Genomic DNA, 17,826 nt, shown 5'->3' with positions numbered 1-17,826 from the left:
GTGGCAACGCGGGTCCTGATCCACCTGCCCGACCCCGCGCCACGCGGCCAGGTGGTGCCGGTGCGCGTGACCATCGGCCACCCGATGGAGGTGGGCCTGCGCTGGAACGGCGACGGCAACATGACGCCGCGCAACATCATCACCCGCTTCGAATGCCGGCTGGATGGCGCGCTGGTGTTCGGCGCCGACCTGTACCAGGCCGTGGCCGCCAACCCCTACCTCGCCTTCTGGCTGCGCGCCGAGCGCAGCGGCACGCTGGTCTTCACCTGGACCGGCGACTACGGCTTCCGGCACGAGGAGCGCCGGACCCTGAACCTGGCATGAACCCGTCCGCCAAACCCCGCCGCCGCCTGCGCCGCGAGCGCCTGTGGGCCATGTTGGCCGGCGCCCTGGTGGCGCTGCTGGAAACCTGCACCGTCGAGGCCCAGACGCTGGCCGATGGCCGCCAGCCCGGCAGTGCCTACATGACCCCCGCGCTGCGGGCCATGCAGGCCGACGAGACCCAGAACCCCGCGCAGCTGTGGGTGGCCGAGGGCCGCACGCTGTGGCAGCGCGCCGCGGCCAACGGCCAGCGCTGCGCCGACTGCCATGCGCTCACCCCCGGCCCGGCGCCGCGGCACCTGGCCACGGCCGCCGCCCGCCACCCGGTGTGGGACGCCGCGCGCGGCCGGCCGATCAGCCTGCCGGCGCGCATCGACCAGTGCCGCCAACGGCACCTGGGCCTGCCCGCACAAGGGGCCGAGGGCGACGAGGTGCTGGCCCTGGGCGCGCTGCTGGCCCAGGCCGCCCGCGGCCAGAGCCTGCAGCCGGCCGCCGAGCCCGCGATGGCCCCGTGGGTGGACCGTGGCGAAGCGCTGTGGCGCACCCGCCTGGGCCAGCTGAACCTGGCCTGCATGCACTGCCATGACCAGCGCTCCGGCCAGCGCCTGGGCGGCGCACCCATCCCCCAGGCCCACCCCACCGGCTACCCGCTGTACCGGCTGGAGTGGCAGACGCTGGGCAGCCTGCAGCGCCGCCTGAAGGGCTGCCTGGTGGGCGTGCGCGCCGAGCCCTGGGCGCCCGACGCCGACGAATGGCTGGCGCTGGAAAGCTACCTGTCCCGCCGCGCGGCGGGCATGGCGCACGAGGGCGCGGCGCTGCGGCCCTGAGCGCCATCGCGCCACGCCATCAGCCATTTCACGCCCTGCACCAGGCCGGCATAGGCCAGCAGCATGGGCAGCAACCAGGCGAAGTAGGCCAGCGGCAGCGCCTGCAGCCTGAACTCCGCCGCCAGCGGCCCCATGACCAGGGCCACGCCGGCGGCCATCACCGCGGCGGTGGTGGCCAGCAGCGGCCAGGACGCGCGGCTTTGCACGAAGGGGATGCGGCGCGTGCGGATCATGTGCACGATCAGCGTCTGCGACAGCAGGCCCTCGACGAACCAGCCCGACTGGAACAGGCTTTGCGCGGCCGGCGTGTTGGCCGCGAACACGAACCACATCAGCGCGAAGGTGGCGATGTCGAACACCGAGCTCACCGGCCCGAACCAGCGCATGAAGCGGCCGATGGCCTCGGCGTCCCAGTGCTGCGGCGCGGCCAGCACCTCGGCGTCCACGTCGTCGAAGGGGATCGCCGTCTGCGACACGTCGTACAGCAGGTTCTGCACCAGCAGCTGCAGCGGCAGCATCGGCAGGAAGGGCAGGAACGCGCTGGCCACCAGCACCGAGAACACGTTGCCGAAGTTCGAGCTGGCGGTCATCTGGATGTACTTGCGCATGTTGGCGAAGGTGCGGCGCCCCTCCACCACGCCCTGGTCCAGCACCATCAGGCTCTTTTCCAGCAGGATGATGTCGGCCGCCTCCTTGGCGATGTCGACCGCGCTGTCCACCGAGATGCCGATGTCGGCCGCGCGCAGCGCCGGCGCGTCGTTGATGCCGTCGCCCATGAAGCCCACCACGTTGCCGGCCTGGCGCAGGTTGCGCACGATGCGCTCCTTGTGCGCGGGGCTGAGCTTGGCGAACACCTGGTGCGTGGCGGTGGCCTGGGTGAGCTCGGCGTCGCTCATGGCCTCGATCTGCGCGCCCAGCAGCACGGCCTGCGCCGGCAGGCCCACGTCATGACAGATCTTGGCGGTGACGCGCTCGTTGTCGCCGGTGAGGATCTTCACCGCGATGCCGTGGGCGCGCAGCGCCGCCAGCGCCGGCGCGGTGGATTCCTTGGGCGGATCGAGAAAGGCCACGTAGCCCATCAGCGTCAGCGCGCTCTCGTCGGCCACGCCATACACCTGCTGGGTGGGCGGCACCTCCTTCATCGCCACCGCCACCACGCGCAGGCCCTGGGCATTGAGCGCCGCGGCCGCAGCCTGCACCTCGGCCAGCGTGGCGGCCTGCAGCGGCTGCGCCGCGCCGTCGCGCCACACCTGCGTGCACACGGCCAGCACCTCCTCCAGCGCGCCCTTGCAGATCAGCTCGTGGTGGTGGCCGTCGCGCTGCTCGTCCTCCGACACCACCACCGACATGCGCCGGCGCTGGAAGTCGAACGGGATCTCGTCGATCTTGCGGTAGCGCGTGTCGATGCCCAACTGCTGCGGCAGGTGGGCGTGCTCCAGCACCGCCACATCCAGCAGGTTCTTCAGCCCGGTCTGGTAGTGGCTGTTCAGGTAGGCCAGCGCCAGCACCGCGTCGTCGTCGCGGCCCCAGGCGTCGGTGTGGCGCTGCAGCACGATGTGGTCCTGCGTCAGCGTGCCGGTCTTGTCGGTGCACAGCACGTTCATCGCGCCGAAGTTCTGGATCGCGTCCAGCCGCTTCACGATGACCCGCTTGCGCGACAGCGCCACCGCGCCCTTGGCCAGCGTGGAGGTGACGATCATCGGCAGCATCTCGGGCGTCAGGCCCACGGCCACCGACAAGGCGAACAGCAGCGCTTCCAGCCAGTCGCCCTTGGTCAGGCCGTTGATCAGGAACACCAGCGGCACCATCACCAGCATGAAGCGCACCAGCAGCCAGCTGACGCGGTTGACACCGGCCTGGAAGGCGGTGGGGGTGCGCTCCTGCGCGGTGAGCTTTTGCGCCAGCGCGCCGAAGAAGCTGTGACCACCGGTGGCCACCACCACGGCCTGGCCGGCACCGCTGACCACGTTGGTGCCCATGAACAGCAGGTTGTCCATCTCCAGCGGCTGGCTGCCGGGGCCGTCACCGGCATGGGTGTGCGCGAACTTCTCCACCGGCAGCGATTCGCCGGTCATCGCCGCCTGGCTGACGAACAGGTCCTTGGCCGACAGCACGCGCAGATCGGCAGGCACCATGTCGCCGGCCGACAGCAGCACGATGTCGCCCGGCACCAGCTCGTGCATCGGCAGCTCCTGCACCTGCGGCGCGTGCGGGTGCAGCGTGACGCCGAAGCCCTCGCGCGCCTCGGCCGCCGCCTCGTGCGCCAGGCTGCGGCGGCGCACGCTGGCACGGTTGCCCACCAGCGCCTTCAGCGCGTCGGCGGCGTGGTTCGAGCGCCGCTCCTGCACGAAACGCATGCCGGTGGACAGCAGCACCATCGCGCCGATCACCGCCGTGGCCTGCGTGTCCTGCGTGGCCGCCGACACCGCCGCCAGCAGCGTGAGCAGCAGGCTGAACGGGTTGGCATAGCAGTGCCACAGGTGCTGCCACCAGGGCGGTGCCTGGTCGTGCGCCACCACGTTGGCGCCCACGCGGCGGCGCACGGCGGCGGCGCGCTGCGGGCTCAGGCCGTCGGGTGAGCTGCCCAGCTCGGCCAGCAGCTGCGCCGGCTCGGCCCGTGCGGCCGCCAGCAGGCGCTGCGACTGCGTGTCCGACAGCGCATGGCCCTGCACCTCGTGGCGGTGGAAGGCGTCCCACACGGCCAGGCTGCGGAAGTGCCGCCCCAGCGCATTTCGGCGCAGCAGGCGCGCGTGCAGCTTCTCGATGCCGGCCAGAACCATCCGTCGCTCCCGCGCCGACCGCGGCGCGCTGTGCGCAGTGTTTCAGAGCGGCGTGACTGCCGGTGGCGCCACGGCATCCGGGCTTGATCGATGACAAGATCCGGCCAGCGCCCACCGCCACGGCGGCCGCGGCCGGCCGGCTCAGGCGCCCTGGTAGCGCGGCCTCAGGCCATCGGCGCCGCGCACGGCGGCAAAGCGCGCCGCCAGCCGCGCCTGCAGGCTGACCGGCAGCGGCGCGAAGCCGGTGCCCTGGGTGGCGGCGTCGCCGCGCATGAAGCACCAGTACCAGAAGCGCAGCGGCCACTCGACCGCCTGCGCCCGGGCCGGCACGGCATCGATCAGCACGAAGGACGTCAGCGTCAGCGGCCAGCTGTCCGGGCCCGGCCGGTCGATCAGCGAGGCCAGGTCCTGGCCCTGGCGGTGCAGGTCGCTGTGCAGCACGGCGGTGCGAAAGCCGCCGACGCCGGCGCTCACCCAGGCGCCATCGCGGTTGCGCAGCTGCACCGGCGACACGCCACCCGCCTCCACCCGGTCATGGCCCACGTAGCCGATGGCGCCGGGCGTGGCCCGCACGGCCGCCGCCACGCCGTCGTTGCCCTCGGCCGCCTGCACCTCGCCCGGCCAGGCGGGCAGTGCGGACGCGCCCACCTTCTCGGCAAAGGCCGGCGAACGCTCGGCCAGGTAGCGGCTGAAGGCTTCGGTGGAGCCCGATTTCTCGGCCCGCACCACCCGCACGATGCGGCGCGCGGGCAGGGACAGGCCGCGGTTCAGCGCCGCGATGCGGGGATCGTCCCAGCGCTCGACCGCGCCGCTGAAGATCTCGGCCAGCAGCTCGCCGCTCAGGCGCAGGCGGTGGGCCTCGATCGCGCCGTGCACCACGGGCACGATGCCGCCCACGGCCGTGGGCAGCTGCATCAGGCCGTGGCGGGCCAGCGCCTCGGGCGCCAGCGGCGTGTCGGTGCCGCCGAAGGCCACCGTGCGGGCGATGGCCTGCTTGACGCCGTCGCCCGAGCCGGTGGGCTGGTAGTTCACCTGGGCGCCGGTGGCCTGCGCATAGTCTTGCGCCCAGCGCCGGTACAGCCGGGCCGGGAAGCTGGCACCGGCGCCCTGCACGGCCGCGCCGGTGGCGGTGGCGGGCGAGGACGCCGGCGCGGCCCAGGTGGCCGACGGCCAGGCCAGCACACCCGCAGCGCGCAGCCACTGGCGCCGCGCGGCCGACGCGGGTGGCGCGACGGAAAGGCCCGCACCGGCACCGGGCGGGATCGGAAACTTCAAAGACGACATGTGACGGACTTCACGAACAACTGCGCAGGAGGCGCAGGGCGCGCGAGTCTAGCGAAGCGCCGGCTCGCCGCACGCCCGGCCCGCCCACCGCACGGGCCTGCCATCGTTTCGTCGCATCGGCCCGGCATCCTGTGCGGCTTGGCCTCCGACGACCTTGCACCGCTGATCCCCCCCGGCACCGCACGCGCACCGGCGCAGGCGCAGGCGCACCGGGGGCGCATGCCGCGCGGCTTCCATCGCCTGATCGCGGCGCAGTTCTGCTCGTCGCTGGCCGACAACGCGCTGCTCATCGTGGCCATCGGGCTGCTGGCCCAGCGGGGCCTGCCGCCGTGGTGGGCGCCGCTGCTGAAGCTGGGCTCCACCGTCTCCTACGTGCTGCTGGCGCCCTTCGTCGGGGTGCTGGCCGATGCCTGGCCCAAGGCGCGGCTGATGGAGGTGATGAACGCCGTCAAGCTGGTGGCGGTGCTGGCCCTGCTGGCCGGCCTGCACCCGGTGGCGGCCTTCGGCATCGTGGGCTTCGGCGCCGCCGCCTACGCGCCGGCCAAGTACGGCCTGGTGACCGAGCTGGTGGGGCCCGAGCGCCTAGTGCGCGCCAATGGCTGGATCGAGGTGTCGGTGGTGGGCGCGGCGCTGCTGGGTGCGGTGATCGGCGGTGCGCTGGTCAGCCCGCAGCTGCTGGGCCAGGCCGCGCTGGCGCCCTGGCACCAGGCGCTGCCGGCGCAGGCTGGCCTGGCCTGCGGGCCGCTGGCCTTGTCGCTGGCGGCGGTGGCCGGCGTGTACGGGCTGGCCGGCCTGATCAACCGCCGCGTGCCCGACAGCGGCCACCCGCTGCACCGCCCGCCGCTGCACCCGGTGGCCCTGGTGCGCGACTTCGCGCTGGCCAACCGCACGCTGTGGCACGACCGCGATGGCGGCATGTCGCTCACCGTCACCACCATCTTCTGGGGCCTGGGCGCCACACTGCAGTTCGCGGTGCTGCGCTGGGCCGAGCAGGTGCTGCAGCTGCCACTGGAGCGATCGGCCGGGCTGCAGGCCATGGTGGGCATCGGCGTGGTGCTGGGCGCCGGCGCGGCCGGGCGCTACGTGCCGCTGGCCGCGGCGCGGCGCATGCTGCTGGCCGGCGTGCTGCTGGGCGCGATGATGCCGCTGGTGGCCGCCACCACCCACCTGGGCACCGCCGCCGTGCTGCTGATGGCCGTGGGCGCCGTGGGCGGCCTGATGGTGGTGCCGCTGAACGCGCTGCTGCAGCACCGCGGCCATGTGCTGCTGAGCCCCGGCCGCTCCATCGCCGTGCAGGGCTTCAACGAGAACGCCAGCGTGCTGGCCATGCTGGCCGTCTATGCGCTGCTGCTGAAGGCCGAGCTGCCCATCGTGCAGATCATGGCGCTGTACGGCCTGGCCATTGCCGGGGCCATCGGCGCCCTGGCCTGGCGCGAACGCGAACGCCGACCCGGGCGCTGAAGGCGCGCTGCCCCCATCGCGCGGCCGTCGACAGCCGAAGCCACGACTCCTGCACGGATTCGCCCACTTCGCGGCGAACGGCCGCTCCCGGCCCCTTCAGACCGGCCTGCGGCTGACGACAAGCAGAATGGCGTCTCCCGCGCTGTCCTCGACGTTGTCCGCGACGCCTTCCTGATGTCCGACTTGAAGTCCTTCTTTCTGCGACCTGCGCGCCACTGGCTCGGTGGCCTGGCCCTGGCCTGCGCATCGACCGGCCATGCCGGGGCCCAGGACCTGACCGACCTGTCGCTGGAGCGCCTGCTGGACACCGAGGTGATCAGTGCCGCCCGGTTCGCCCGCCAGGTGACGGACGCCGCCTCGGCCGTCTCGGTGATGACGGCGCAGGACATCCGCGCGCTGGGCCTGCGTACGCTGGGCGAGGTGCTCGACCAGATGCGCGGCCTGCATGTCAGCCACGACCTGCGCTACGCCTTCCTGGGCGCACGCGGCATCGGCGGCCCTGGTTCGCTGGCCGGGCGGGTGATGCTGCTGATCGACGGCCAGCCGGCGGTCGACAACCTCTATGACCAGCTCTACCTCGCGCAGGACAGCCTGATCGACCCGGCCCTGATCGAACGCATCGAGTACGCGCCGGGTGGCGGCTCGGCGATGTACGGCCACAACGCCTTCCTCGGCGTGATCAATGTGCTGACCCGCCGCGGCCGCGAGCTCAACGGCTGGGAGGCCACCGCCTCGGCGGGCACCAACGCCGAACGCCGGGTGCGCCTGAGCGGCGGCCGGCGGCTGGACAACGGCGCCGAGTGGCTGGCCTCGCTGACGGTTCGCCATGACGACGGCCTGCCCAGCGCCGAGCTCGGGCACCAGCCCTGGCCGGGCGATGGCCGGGCGATGCAGTGGCTGCTCAAGGGCCAGTGGCAGGGCTGGACGGCCCAGGCACTCGGCATGCGCCACAGCGCCGCCACGCGCTATGGCCCGGTCGAGGACGACCGCTTCGTCGATGGCAGCAGCTTCTACGCGATCGGCCACGACCGCATGCTGGGCGAGGATTGGCGCGTCGGCCTGCGTTGGCAGGGCGGCCAGCACTACTACCACTACGACTACGACAACGAGGACGGCCCGCGGCGGCGCGTGCGCGTCGACGGTGGCTGGTGGGAGCTGGATGGCCAGGCCGCCTACCAGGGCCCGGGCCGCCACGCGCTGGTACTGGGCCTGCGCTGGCGCCAGGATCCGCTGCTGCGCTACCGCCGCCTGGCCACGCCCACGCGCGAGGCCGCCAGCTGGTACCTGCATCGCCAGAGCGCCAGCGCCTCGGCCGAAGACCGCATCCGCCTGCGCGACGATCTGCACCTCACGCTGGGGCTGCGCCTGGCGCACCGCAACGGGGGTGACTGGACGGCCAGCCCGCGCAACGCGCTGGTCTGGGACGCGGCGCCCCACTGGACGGTGAAGTGGTCGCAAGGCCTGTCGCACCGCCTGCCCTCGGTGGACGAGGAGGACTTCGGCGACGCGCCGCGCAGCAGCGCCGAGCAGGTGCACAGCCGCGAGCTGGGCGTCGAATACCGCGGGCCGCAGCAACGCTGGCTGGCCACCGCCTACCACTACCGGGTGCGCGACCTGATCGGCGCCGCCGAGGACGTGCAGCGCCTGCGCGGCCGCGGGCTGGAAGTGGAAGGCGAGTGGCAGCATGCCGGCTGGCGGCTGCGCGGCAGCCAGGCCTGGCAGTTCGCCAGCGACGACCTGGGCCGCACGCTGGCCGACTCGCCACGCCATCTCACCAAGCTGCAGCTGTCGGCGCCGCTGGGCAGCGAGCGCTGGCGCCTGAGCGCCGCGCTGCGCCACACCGGCAGCACGCAAAACGGCTCGGGCGGCACGGTGCCGGCCAGCACCCGGCTCGACCTGACGCTGCTGGCCACGCGCTGGCTGCACGGGCTGGACCTGCGCGTGGGCCTGCGCAACCTGACCAACAGCCGCGCGCATGGCCAGGACGACTCGTTCAGCGACGACCCCGCCTGGCAGGGCCGGCGCAACCGCCACGCCTGGATCGAGCTGGGAGGGAGCTTCCAGTGAACACACGGATCCGGATTTGCCAGCTGCTGGTGCTGGTGGCCACGCTGCTCGCCGGCCCCGCCGCGCGTGGCCAGGCCGATGAGCGCACGGTGAAGGCGGCCTTCCTCTACAACTTCATCCAGTTCACGCAGTGGCCGGTGCCGCCCAGCGAGCCCTTCCGGCTGTGCGTGCTGGGCCGCAGCGCGCTCGACGAGGCGCTGGCGCGGCTGGAGGGCAAGAACGTGCTCAACGGGCTGCACATCAGCATCCGCCATGTCGGGCCGCGCGACAGCCTGGAACGCTGCCATGCGCTGTATGTCGACGACAGCCAGCGCGCGGCCGCCGAGGAACTGCTGCCGCGCCTGGCCGGCGCGCCGATCCTCACCATCACCGACAGCGACGGCCTGGCCGACCGCGGCATGATCATCGAGATCCGCAAGCGCGATCTGAAGCTGGCCTTCGACGTGAACCTGCATGCCGCCCGCAAGGCCAACATCGACCTGTCGGCCCGGCTGCTGAAGATGGCGCACTACGTGGCCGGCGCCCGCTGAGCCGCCGGCCCGCTCCGCCGATGACCGACGACACCCGCGCCGCGGCACCGCCCCCTGCCCCGACCGCAGCACTGGCTGCGCCCCCGACCGCCCCTCCGATCGCGCGCCTGATCACCCGGCTGGGCCTGCTGCTGACCGGCGCGCTGCTGGCGCTGTTCGCGGTGCTGATGGTGCTGCACGAGGTGGCCAACCGCCGCGCCGACCTGCAGGGCCAGCTGCAGGCCCTGGCCGGCATGGTGGCGCACAACAGCCAGGCCGCGGCCATGTTCGGCAACGAGGCCGAGGCCGCCGAGATCCTGGCCTCGCTGGCGTCGGCGCCCGATGTGACGCAGGCCCGGCTGTTCCTGCCGGACGGCCGTGAACTGGCGCGCTGGCAGCGCCAGGGCGCCAGCGACACCTGCCATGCGCTGCAGCCCGGCGGCAGCGGCCTGCAGGCGCGCTGGTGCGGCATGGCGCTGTACCTGCCGGTGGTGCGGCATGCCGAGCCGCAGGGCCTGGTCGCCATCGAGGCCAGCCTGGCCGGCGCCTACCGCGCGCTGCTGGGCACGCTGCTGTTCAGCGCCATCGCGGCGGCGCTGGTCTTCGCGGCGGCGGTGCCGCTGTGGCGGCGCCTGGCACGCCGCGTGGCCGGGCCGCTGGACGAACTGGTGGAGGTGGCGAGCCATGTGCGTGCGCACGAGGATTTCTCGCGCCGCTTCCAGTCCGCGGCCAATGCCGAGGTGCAGGCACTGGCCGCCGCCTTCAACGCCATGCTGGCCCAGCTGCAGCAGCGCGACGGCCGCCTGAACGAGGAGCTGGTGCAGCGCCGCCATGCCGAGCGCCGGCTCAACGACCTGGCCTACCTGGACGCCGTGACCGGGCTGCACAACCGCCACCACTTCATGGAGCGCATCGATCAGGTCCTGGCCCAGACGCGCCTGTCGGGCCAGACCGCCGCGCTGCTGTTCCTGGACCTGGACGGCTTCAAGCAGGTCAACGACAACCTCGGCCACGAGCAGGGCGACGAGCTGCTGCGCCAGGTGGGCCAGCGGCTGCGCAGCACCCTGCGCAGCGGCGACGTGATCTGCCGCCTGGGCGGCGACGAGTTCGCGGTGATCCTGGAGCGCGTGGGCGGCCTGCCGCAGGTGGAAAGCCTGGCCGGCAAGCTGCTGGACGAACTGGCGGCGCCCTACACGCTGGGCCGGCAGGTGGGCCATGTGTCGGCCAGCATGGGCATCTGCCTGCTGCCCGAGCCGGCCGGCGCGCAGGCGGCCGCGGGCCCGGGCGCGGCCGCATCCGAGCGGGACACCGGCCGCGAGGCCGCGTTGCGCCATGCCGACGCGGCCATGTACCAGGCCAAGCAGCAGGGCCGCAACTGTTTCCGCGTCCACCGGCCGGGCGGCAGCGAGTCGGCGCAGCAGCGCCGCCAGGCCTTGCGCGGCGGCCTGGCCGCTGCGCTGCGGGAGGGCCAGCTGGCACTGGCCTACCAGCCCCAGCTGGACCTGGCCAGCCGGCGCTGCGTGGGCATGGAGGCGCTGCTGCGCTGGCAGCACCCGACGCTGGGGGCCATCCGGCCGATGGATTTCATCCCCTTCGCCGAGTCCGGCGGGCAGATCGTGCCGATCGGCGAATGGGCGCTGCAGCAGGCCTGCGCGCAGCTTGTGCAGTGGCGCCGCCGCGACCCCCGGCTGCGGGTGGGCGTGAACCTCTCGCCGGTGCAGCTGGCCGATGACGCGGCGCTGGAGCGGCTGTGCAACATCCTGGCCGACAGCGGCCTGGCCGCCGGCGCGGTGGAGCTGGAGCTGACCGAGAACCTGCTGGTCGACCGCTCACCGGTGATGCTGGGCCGCATGGCACGGCTGCGCGCCGCCGGCTTCGGCCTGGCCATCGACGACTTCGGCATCGGCTACTCCTCGCTGGCCTACCTGGACAGCTTTCCGGTGACCACGCTGAAGATCGACCGCGCCTTCGTGCGCCCGCTGCAGGAGCAGGTGGCGCACCGCTCGGCCATCGTGCAGGCCATCGTGGCCGTGGGCCGGGCGCTGGGCATCGAGGTGGTGGCCGAGGGCATCGAGACCGAGCGCCAGGCCGGGCGCCTGGCGCAGCTGGGCTGCCGCGTCGGCCAGGGCTACCTGTTTGCCGAGCCGCAGCCGGCCGCGCAGGTCGACCACTGGGTGCAGCCAGGGCCCGACGGCGGACCGGCGGCCACGGCGCCGGGCCGCTTCACCTCACCGGCCTGAAGCGCCCCCCGCGGCGCGGCTCAACCCTCGCCGATCGCCAGCCCGCGCCGCGCCTGCTTGGCCAGGTGCTTGGCCGCCGCGGCGGCCGTGGCCACCTGTTCCACCCGCTCGTAGCGGCCGGGCCGCACCGGCACCGCACCCACCGACAGCGTGGTCATGGCGAAGAAGCGGGTCACGCCGTGACGGTCTTCGGCGTCGATGCCACCACGCTGGCGCGCGCCTTCGTCGAACAGCGCCTTGGCCCCCTCGTTGAAGGTGGCGATGATCTGCTCGCAGCGCTCGAGCCAGTCGCTGCTCTGGAACAGCACCACGAAGTCGTCACCGCCCACATGGCCGACGAAGTCGCGCCGCGGGTCGCACAGCGCCACCAGCGTGCGCGCCACCAGGCGGATCATCTCGTCGCCGCTCCAGTAGCCGTAGTGGTCGTTGTACGGCTTGAAGTCGTTCAGGTCGCAGTAGCAGGCCACGAACTCGCCACCGCTGGCCAGCAGTCGGCCGATGTGCTCGCTGATCGGGATGTTGCCGGGCAGGAAGGTCAGCGGGTTGGCGTGGCGCGCGGCCTCGATGCGCACCTCGGTCACCACGCGCACCAGCTGCTCGCCGGTGCCCAGGCCCAGGTAGCGCCCGCCCTCGGTGACGATGAAGCCTTCGGTCAGGTAGCGCTGGTCGGCCGAGGTGAGCACGGCGGTCATGGCGTCCAGGCCGGTGTGGCGGTCCAGCACCAGCGGCGTGGTGTTGGCGAACAGCATGCAGGGCTTGCGGCCGTACAGCTCGCGGAAGAAGGGCCGCGTGTAGCGGTCGGTGAAGCTCTGGCGGTTCAGCAGGCCCAGCGGCCGGCCGTCGGCCACGATGGCCAGGGCCTTGAGCGACAGGTCCTGCGCGAACAGCGCCGCCACCCGGTCGTTGGGCGTGTCGGGCTCGATGCCGGGCACCGGCAGGGCCAGCCGCTCCACGGTGAACTGCGCGCTGGCGGCGCGCTGCAGCTCGGGCAGCACGGCCACCTCGGCGCTGGCGATGATGTCGGCCACCGCCCGCGGCACCGCCATCGCCGGGTCGGCCGCCGGCCGGCCCAGCAGGTAGCCCTGGCCGTACTCGATGCCCAGGTCGCGCACCACGCGCAGCTCCTGCTCGGTCTCGATGCCCTCGGCCACCAGCGCGGTGCCGAAGGACTCGGCCAGGCGCAGCAGCCCGCGCAGCGTCTGCACCTTGACGGGCTGGCTGTCGACGCCGCGGATGAAGTACTTGTCGATCTTCACGATCTCGGGCCGCAGCTCGGCCCACAGGCGCAGGCTGGAGCGGCCGTCGCCGAAGTCGTCCAGCGCGAACCGCAGCCCCAGCGCGCGCAGCCGGTTGGCCACCTCGATCAGCTGCGGCACATCGGCCACGCGCTCGTGCTCGGTGAGCTCGATGACGATCGCCGAGGGCGACACCACCGCATCGCCCAGCAGGTCGGACAGCGGCTGCCGCTCCACCAGCTCCACCAGCGTGCTGGCGCTCAGGTTGACGAACAGCAGCGTGCCGGGTGCGTGCGCCCGCCACTGCTGCAGGCCCACCCAGACGCACATGCGCTCCAGCGGCACCACGCAGTCCTCGGCACGGGCCGCGCGAAACAGCGCATCCGGCGAGGCCAGGTCCGACGACACGGGGCCGCGGATCAGGCTCTCGTGACCGGCCACCGCGCCATCGCGCATGCGCACGATGGGCTGGAAGTGCGCGGTCAGGGCCTGCCGGGCCATCACCTGGGCCACGGTCTGCGGCCGCAGGGCCTCGTGAACGCTGCGGCGCATGGCGGCCAGGGCAGGTGTCGGGGACGACAGATGCAAGGTGAATCCTCCCGGTGGATCGGACGGCGTCGGTCTGGCGCCGACGATGCCGTCCCCGCTCACATCCTGACACAGTGACATGACAGTGGCGCGTCGCTCCACGGGGCTCATGCGGCCTCCCCGCCGATGCGAAAGCTGCCGACCTGCGCGGTCAGCCGGTCGGCCAGCTGGTGCATGGCCTGCGCCGACGTGGCCGACTGCGCCACCCGCGCCGCGTTCTGCTGCGTGAGCTGTCCGACCTGGTCGACCGCCTGGCGCACCGACGCCATGCCCTGGCTTTGCGTGCACACCCGTTCACCCACATCGCCGATCGTGCGGCCGACCCCGTCGATGGTGTCGACGATGTCGCGCATGCCGGCGCCGGCGCGCAGCGCCAGTGCCGATCCCTGGTCGATGCGCGCCACCGACGCCGTGATCAGCTCCTTGATCTCGCGCGCTGCCTGCGCCGCGCGCTGGGCCAGGCCGCGCACCTCGCCGGCCACCACCGCGAAGCCGCGGCCCTGCTCGCCCGCGCGGGCCGCTTCCACGGCCGCGGCCGCCGAGGCGCGCTGCACCGCCTGTGCCGACACATCGACCGTGCCGCGCACGGCCTCGTCGATGCGCTCCACCGCGTCGGCCATCTGCCGCAGGCCCTCGGCAGAGGCCTCGGTGCGGCCCTGCAGCGCCAGGTTGCCATCGACCAGCTCGCCGGCCGCACCGCTCAGGCTGGCGGCGGCCTGCTGGATCTGGCAGACCAGCTCGCGCAGGTGCTGCTGCATCCGGCCCAGCGCCCGCAGCACCTGGCCCAGTTCGTCGTCACCGGCCGCCGGCACCGGCGCGTGCAGGTCGCCGGCGGCGATGCGCTCGGTGGCCGCCACCGCCAGCCGCACCGAGCGCAGCGTGCTGTGGATGCAGTGCCACAGCAGCAGCCCCACCAGGGCCACGCCGACCACGAAGGCCGCGCACCACGCCGCGGTGCCGACCAGCAATTGCTCACGGCCGGCCTCCAGGCGCTGCTGCAGGTCGGTGATCACCCGGGCGCTCAGGCCCGCCTGCGCCTTCTGCTGCTCCAGCAGCACTGCGGCGAACCGGTCCAGCGGGTGGTGGATGTCGTCGGCGGCAGCACTGAGCTGCTGGTCGACGGCGGCCAGCTGCTGCGCCACCTGACCCGCAGCGGCCACGAAGCGGTCGCGCTGCGCGGCATCGGCCAGGGCCGCCTGGTCCAGCTGCAGGCGCAGCCCCGCAGCCGCCGCGTGCAGGCGGGCGCGGCCAGCCGCCATCAGGCCCACGTCGTCCACACGCACCGCCAGCACGGCGGCCTGCAGCTCCGACAGCGCGTCGGCCACGCGCGGCGCGTCCTGCAGCGCGGCCTGTGCCGACGCCCGGGTGGCGAGGTCGGCCTCGCTGGACAGGCCGGCCAGCGCCATGCCCTGCGCGGTCTCGTCCAGCACCGCCGTCACCCACTGGCGCTGCGCGTTGAACAGGGCCTGGGCGTCGCGGCTGCGCTGGCCCAGGGCGGCCAGGGCATCGAACTGCCGGCCCAGGCGCACCACGGCCTCGCGCTGGGCCGCGCTGGCGCCGCCCGCCTGCTGTGCCGAGGCCACCGCCTGCAAGGCTTGGCGCAGTTCGCCCGCGGCCGCATCGCGGCGCGCGGCAGCCTCCGGCCGCACCAGGGCCAGCGCCGCCTGCTCGCGATGCTGCTGCAGCGACGCCAGCACGCCCAGCCAGGCGCGGCTGACCTGCAGCGACGCGAGCTTGTGCCCTGCCTGGGCCAGCGCCTGGGCCGCCTGCCAGCCCAGCAGGCCCGCAGGCAGCACGGCCAGCGCGGCGCTCAAGGTGGCAACCAGCAGCAGACGCGTGCGGATGGAACGGTGAGAGACCCAGGACATCGGTGCTGACTCCGCGCCCGCAGTGGTGGACGCACCAGCGGTTTTCGATGCTGCACCGCGTCAGTTGAGTCAGGAGTTCTTGATCCGCGACCCACTATCTTTTTTCGCCACGGCATGAAATGTCATCACGCTGTCACAACGACATAAATGACAACATGGGCGTCCACCTCTTGGCAGCGCCTGAGCAAAAGGTATAAACTGTTTATACCGTATAAACCAAACCGCCGGCTGCGGCATCCGCTGCGCGCCGGCAACGCACCTGCAAGGAGACCGCGATGACCGACCCGACCCTGTGGTGGTGGGCGCTGCTGTGCACCGTCAGCGCAGTCAATGCGCTGGCCTGGGGCCGCGCCGCGTGGTGGGCGCGCCACCACGCCCCGGCGCTGCCCGGCGAAGCGCGGCGCGCCATCCGCTGGCAGCTGCTGCTGTCGGCCGGCTATGTGCTGGGCTGCGCCTACCGCTCGGCGTTTCCGGTCTACGACGTGGGCCGCCAGGTGCTGGTGGATTCGTGGCTGTCCAGCGTGATGATGGGCCGCTCGGTGGCCACCGTGGCCGAGCTGTGCTTCGCCGCGCAGTGGGCGCTGCTGATGCACCTGGCGGCACGCGCCAACGGCCACCGGCTGGGCCTGCGCGTGGCCGCTGCGGTGATGCCGATGATCGTCACCGCCGAGATCTGCTCATGGCATGCCGTGCTCACCACGTCCAACCTGGGCCATGTCATCGAGGAGACGCTGTGGGGCCTGTGCGCCGCCGCGCTGGTGCTCAGCCTAGTGCTGATGTGGCCGCGCTGCGATCGCGCGTTGCGCCCGCCGCTGGCCGCCGCGGCCGCCATCGGCGTGGCCTATGTGGTCTACATGGCCCAGGTGGACGTGCCCATGTACTGGGGCCGCTGGCTGGCCGAGGCGCAGCGCGGCCACGCGCCGCTGTCGCTGGCCCAGGGCGTGGTGGACGCGTCCACGCGCTGGGTGGTGTCGCACCGCTGGGCCGACTGGCAGGCCGAGGTGGTGTGGATGACGCTGTACTTCAGCGTGGCCGTGTGGCTGAGCATCGGCCTGATCCGCGTACCCGCACGGCTGGCCGCATCGCGCGCCACCACGGCCGCGCACCACCCCCGACTCACCCTCGCCTGAGCCTGCCAACGCCATGAAATCCACCACCGCCTTCAGCCTGATGCGCGTGCTGCGCGCCGCGCAGTATTCCGAGCAGGGCATCCGCAGCGCCTGGCGCGACGAGGCCGCGTTCCGCCAGGAGATGCTGCTGGTGCTGCTGCTGGCACCGCTGACCCTGTGGCTGCCACTGCCGCGCACCGACACCGTGCTGCTGCTGGCGCTGATGGCCCTGGTGCTGGTGGCCGAGCTGCTCAACTCGGGCCTGGAGGCCATCGTCGACAAGGTCTCGCCCGACATCCACGTGCTGGCCGCCAAGGCCAAGGACTGCGGCAGCGCCGCCGTGTTCATCGCGCTGCTGACGCTGGCCGGCGCGTGGCTGGCCCTGGCCGGGCCGGTGCTCTGGTCGCGGCTGGCGCCGGCCCTCTGACCTGCACCGGCACACCGCAGCGCCCGCACGGGCGTCCCGGCAAGCGGTCACTCGGCAGCGATGTCGTGCGTGCGCACGAAGCTGCGCCACGCGTCGGTAGCGCTGTCGATGGCCTGGGCCAGCTGGGCCGGCGTGCCACCGGCCGCCGAAGCGCCCTGCTGCTCCAGCGTGTCGCGCACCGCCGGGCTGGCCACCGCGGCGCTCAGGTCCGCCGCCAGCCGCGCTGCCAGCTCGCGCGGCAGGCCGGGCGGTGCCACCACGGCATTCCAGGTAGGCAGGTCGGCCGACGGCACGCCCAGTTCCGCCGCGGTCGGCACGTCCGGCAGCAGGGGGCTGCGCTGCGGCAGCATCACCGCCAGCGCGCGCAGCTTGCCCGCCCGCACATGCTGCAGCCCGCTGAGGATGGGACCGCAGTTCAGCTGCACCTGACCGGACATCAGGTCGGGCATCAGCTGGGCGCCACCCTTGTAGGGCACGCGTTCGGCCTGCACCCCCAGCGCCGACAGCACATGCACGCCGACCATGAACTCGCCCAGCGTGCCGGTGGCGTAGTTCAGCTGCCCCGGATGCTGGCGGGCCCATGCCTGCAGCTCCGGCACGGTGCGCACGGGCAGCGCGGTGCTGGCGAACAGCGCATAGCCGAAGTGGAGCATGCGCGCCACCGGCGTGAACTCGGCCAGGCTCCGGTAGGGCGACTGCTTCTGCACCATCGGCAGCCCGGCCATCGACGCCTGCACCCACAACAGGGTGTGTCCGTCCGGCACCGCCGACAGCACGGCCTGCGCCGCCAGCGCCCCGGCGGCGCCAGGACGGTTCTCGACCACCACCGACTGCCCCCACGCACCGGCCAGGCCCTGCCCGACCAGGCGTGCGACCACGTCGGAGGGCCCCCCGGCCGGGGTCGGGACGATCAGCCGGACCGGACGCTGCGGCCAGGCCGGCGCAGCGAGCGCGGGCCGCCACAGGCAGGCCGCGGCGCCCAGCAGCAGCCTGCGGCGTTGTGCCAGATGCCGGGTGGACACGGTGCTCGCCTTCATCTCGACCTCCTGTTCGATGGGCTGTGCCTGCACTCTAGGGACGCGCCATTGCCGGCGGAATAGCCCAACGGCA

Annotated in this window: 13 protein-coding genes; 8 read left to right on the top strand and 5 right to left on the bottom strand. The window is 73.2% G+C overall.

The annotated features are described in order from the left end of the window. Nucleotides 1-324 (top strand): thiosulfate oxidation carrier complex protein SoxZ, encoded by a 324-nt coding sequence (locus AACH10_RS07650; protein WP_341409775.1) that lies wholly within the window; start codon nt 1-3, stop codon nt 322-324. After that, nucleotides 321-1,148: a sulfur oxidation c-type cytochrome SoxA gene (soxA, locus tag AACH10_RS07645; protein ID WP_341409774.1), complete on the top strand. Its 828-nt coding sequence runs from the start codon at nt 321-323 to the stop codon at nt 1,146-1,148. Before AACH10_RS07650 ends, soxA begins: the two co-directional genes overlap by 4 nt. Here the strand turns inward: soxA and mgtA are convergent. Together mgtA and pstS are read right to left on the bottom strand one after the other, a co-directional pair. Then, entirely contained in the window at nt 1,091-3,928 is a 2,838-nt protein-coding gene (mgtA, locus tag AACH10_RS07640) for a magnesium-translocating P-type ATPase (RefSeq protein ID WP_341409773.1), read from the bottom strand. The genes soxA and mgtA overlap by 58 nt on opposite strands. Before the next feature lie 141 nt (nt 3,929-4,069). Beyond that, entirely contained in the window at nt 4,070-5,212 is a 1,143-nt protein-coding gene (gene pstS / locus AACH10_RS07635) for a phosphate ABC transporter substrate-binding protein PstS (RefSeq protein WP_341409772.1), read from the bottom strand. A 138-nt stretch (nt 5,213-5,350) separates the two neighbouring features. Between pstS and lplT the strand changes: the two genes are divergently transcribed. From lplT to AACH10_RS07615, 4 genes are all read left to right on the top strand, one after another. Beyond that, a complete protein-coding gene (lplT, locus tag AACH10_RS07630) occupies nt 5,351-6,673 on the top strand; it encodes a lysophospholipid transporter LplT (protein ID WP_341409771.1) in 1,323 nt (440 codons plus the stop codon). 174 nt (nt 6,674-6,847) lie between these two features. After that, nucleotides 6,848-8,740 carry a TonB-dependent receptor plug domain-containing protein gene (locus tag AACH10_RS07625; RefSeq protein WP_341409770.1) on the top strand — a complete coding sequence of 631 codons (1,893 nt, stop codon included), beginning with the start codon at nt 6,848-6,850 and terminating at the stop codon, nt 8,738-8,740. Continuing rightward, nucleotides 8,737-9,270: a YfiR family protein gene (locus AACH10_RS07620; protein ID WP_341409769.1), complete on the top strand. Its 534-nt coding sequence runs from the start codon at nt 8,737-8,739 to the stop codon at nt 9,268-9,270. The genes AACH10_RS07625 and AACH10_RS07620 overlap by 4 nt, the downstream gene beginning before the upstream one ends. 20 nt (nt 9,271-9,290) lie before the next feature. Then, complete coding sequence (locus tag AACH10_RS07615) at nt 9,291-11,489, top strand: putative bifunctional diguanylate cyclase/phosphodiesterase (protein WP_341409768.1); 2,199 nt, start codon at nt 9,291-9,293, stop codon at nt 11,487-11,489. Between the two features lie 20 nt (nt 11,490-11,509). Here AACH10_RS07615 and AACH10_RS07610 read toward each other — a convergent pair whose 3' ends face one another. Together AACH10_RS07610 and AACH10_RS07605 are read right to left on the bottom strand one after the other, a co-directional pair. Then, entirely contained in the window at nt 11,510-13,276 is a 1,767-nt protein-coding gene (locus AACH10_RS07610) for an EAL domain-containing protein (RefSeq protein ID WP_341409767.1), read from the bottom strand. A gap of 143 nt (nt 13,277-13,419) precedes the next feature. Next, a complete protein-coding gene (locus AACH10_RS07605; protein WP_341409766.1) occupies nt 13,420-15,180 on the bottom strand; it encodes a methyl-accepting chemotaxis protein in 1,761 nt (586 codons plus the stop codon). Between the two features lie 275 nt (nt 15,181-15,455). Between AACH10_RS07605 and AACH10_RS07600 the strand changes: the two genes are divergently transcribed. Then, nucleotides 15,456-16,310 carry a hypothetical protein gene (locus tag AACH10_RS07600; protein ID WP_341409765.1) on the top strand — a complete coding sequence of 285 codons (855 nt, stop codon included), beginning with the start codon at nt 15,456-15,458 and terminating at the stop codon, nt 16,308-16,310. A gap of 13 nt (nt 16,311-16,323) precedes the next feature. Then, a complete protein-coding gene (locus tag AACH10_RS07595) occupies nt 16,324-16,716 on the top strand; it encodes a diacylglycerol kinase (protein ID WP_341409764.1) in 393 nt (130 codons plus the stop codon). A gap of 47 nt (nt 16,717-16,763) precedes the next feature. Here AACH10_RS07595 and AACH10_RS07590 read toward each other — a convergent pair whose 3' ends face one another. Continuing rightward, complete coding sequence (locus tag AACH10_RS07590; protein ID WP_341409763.1) at nt 16,764-17,753, bottom strand: Bug family tripartite tricarboxylate transporter substrate binding protein; 990 nt, start codon at nt 17,751-17,753, stop codon at nt 16,764-16,766. Between the last annotated feature and the right edge of the window lie 73 nt (nt 17,754-17,826).

The organism is Pseudaquabacterium inlustre (genome assembly GCF_038066595.1).
GTDB lineage: Bacteria > Pseudomonadota > Gammaproteobacteria > Burkholderiales > Burkholderiaceae_C > Pseudaquabacterium > Pseudaquabacterium inlustre.
This window is presented reverse-complemented; position numbering and strand designations above follow the sequence as displayed.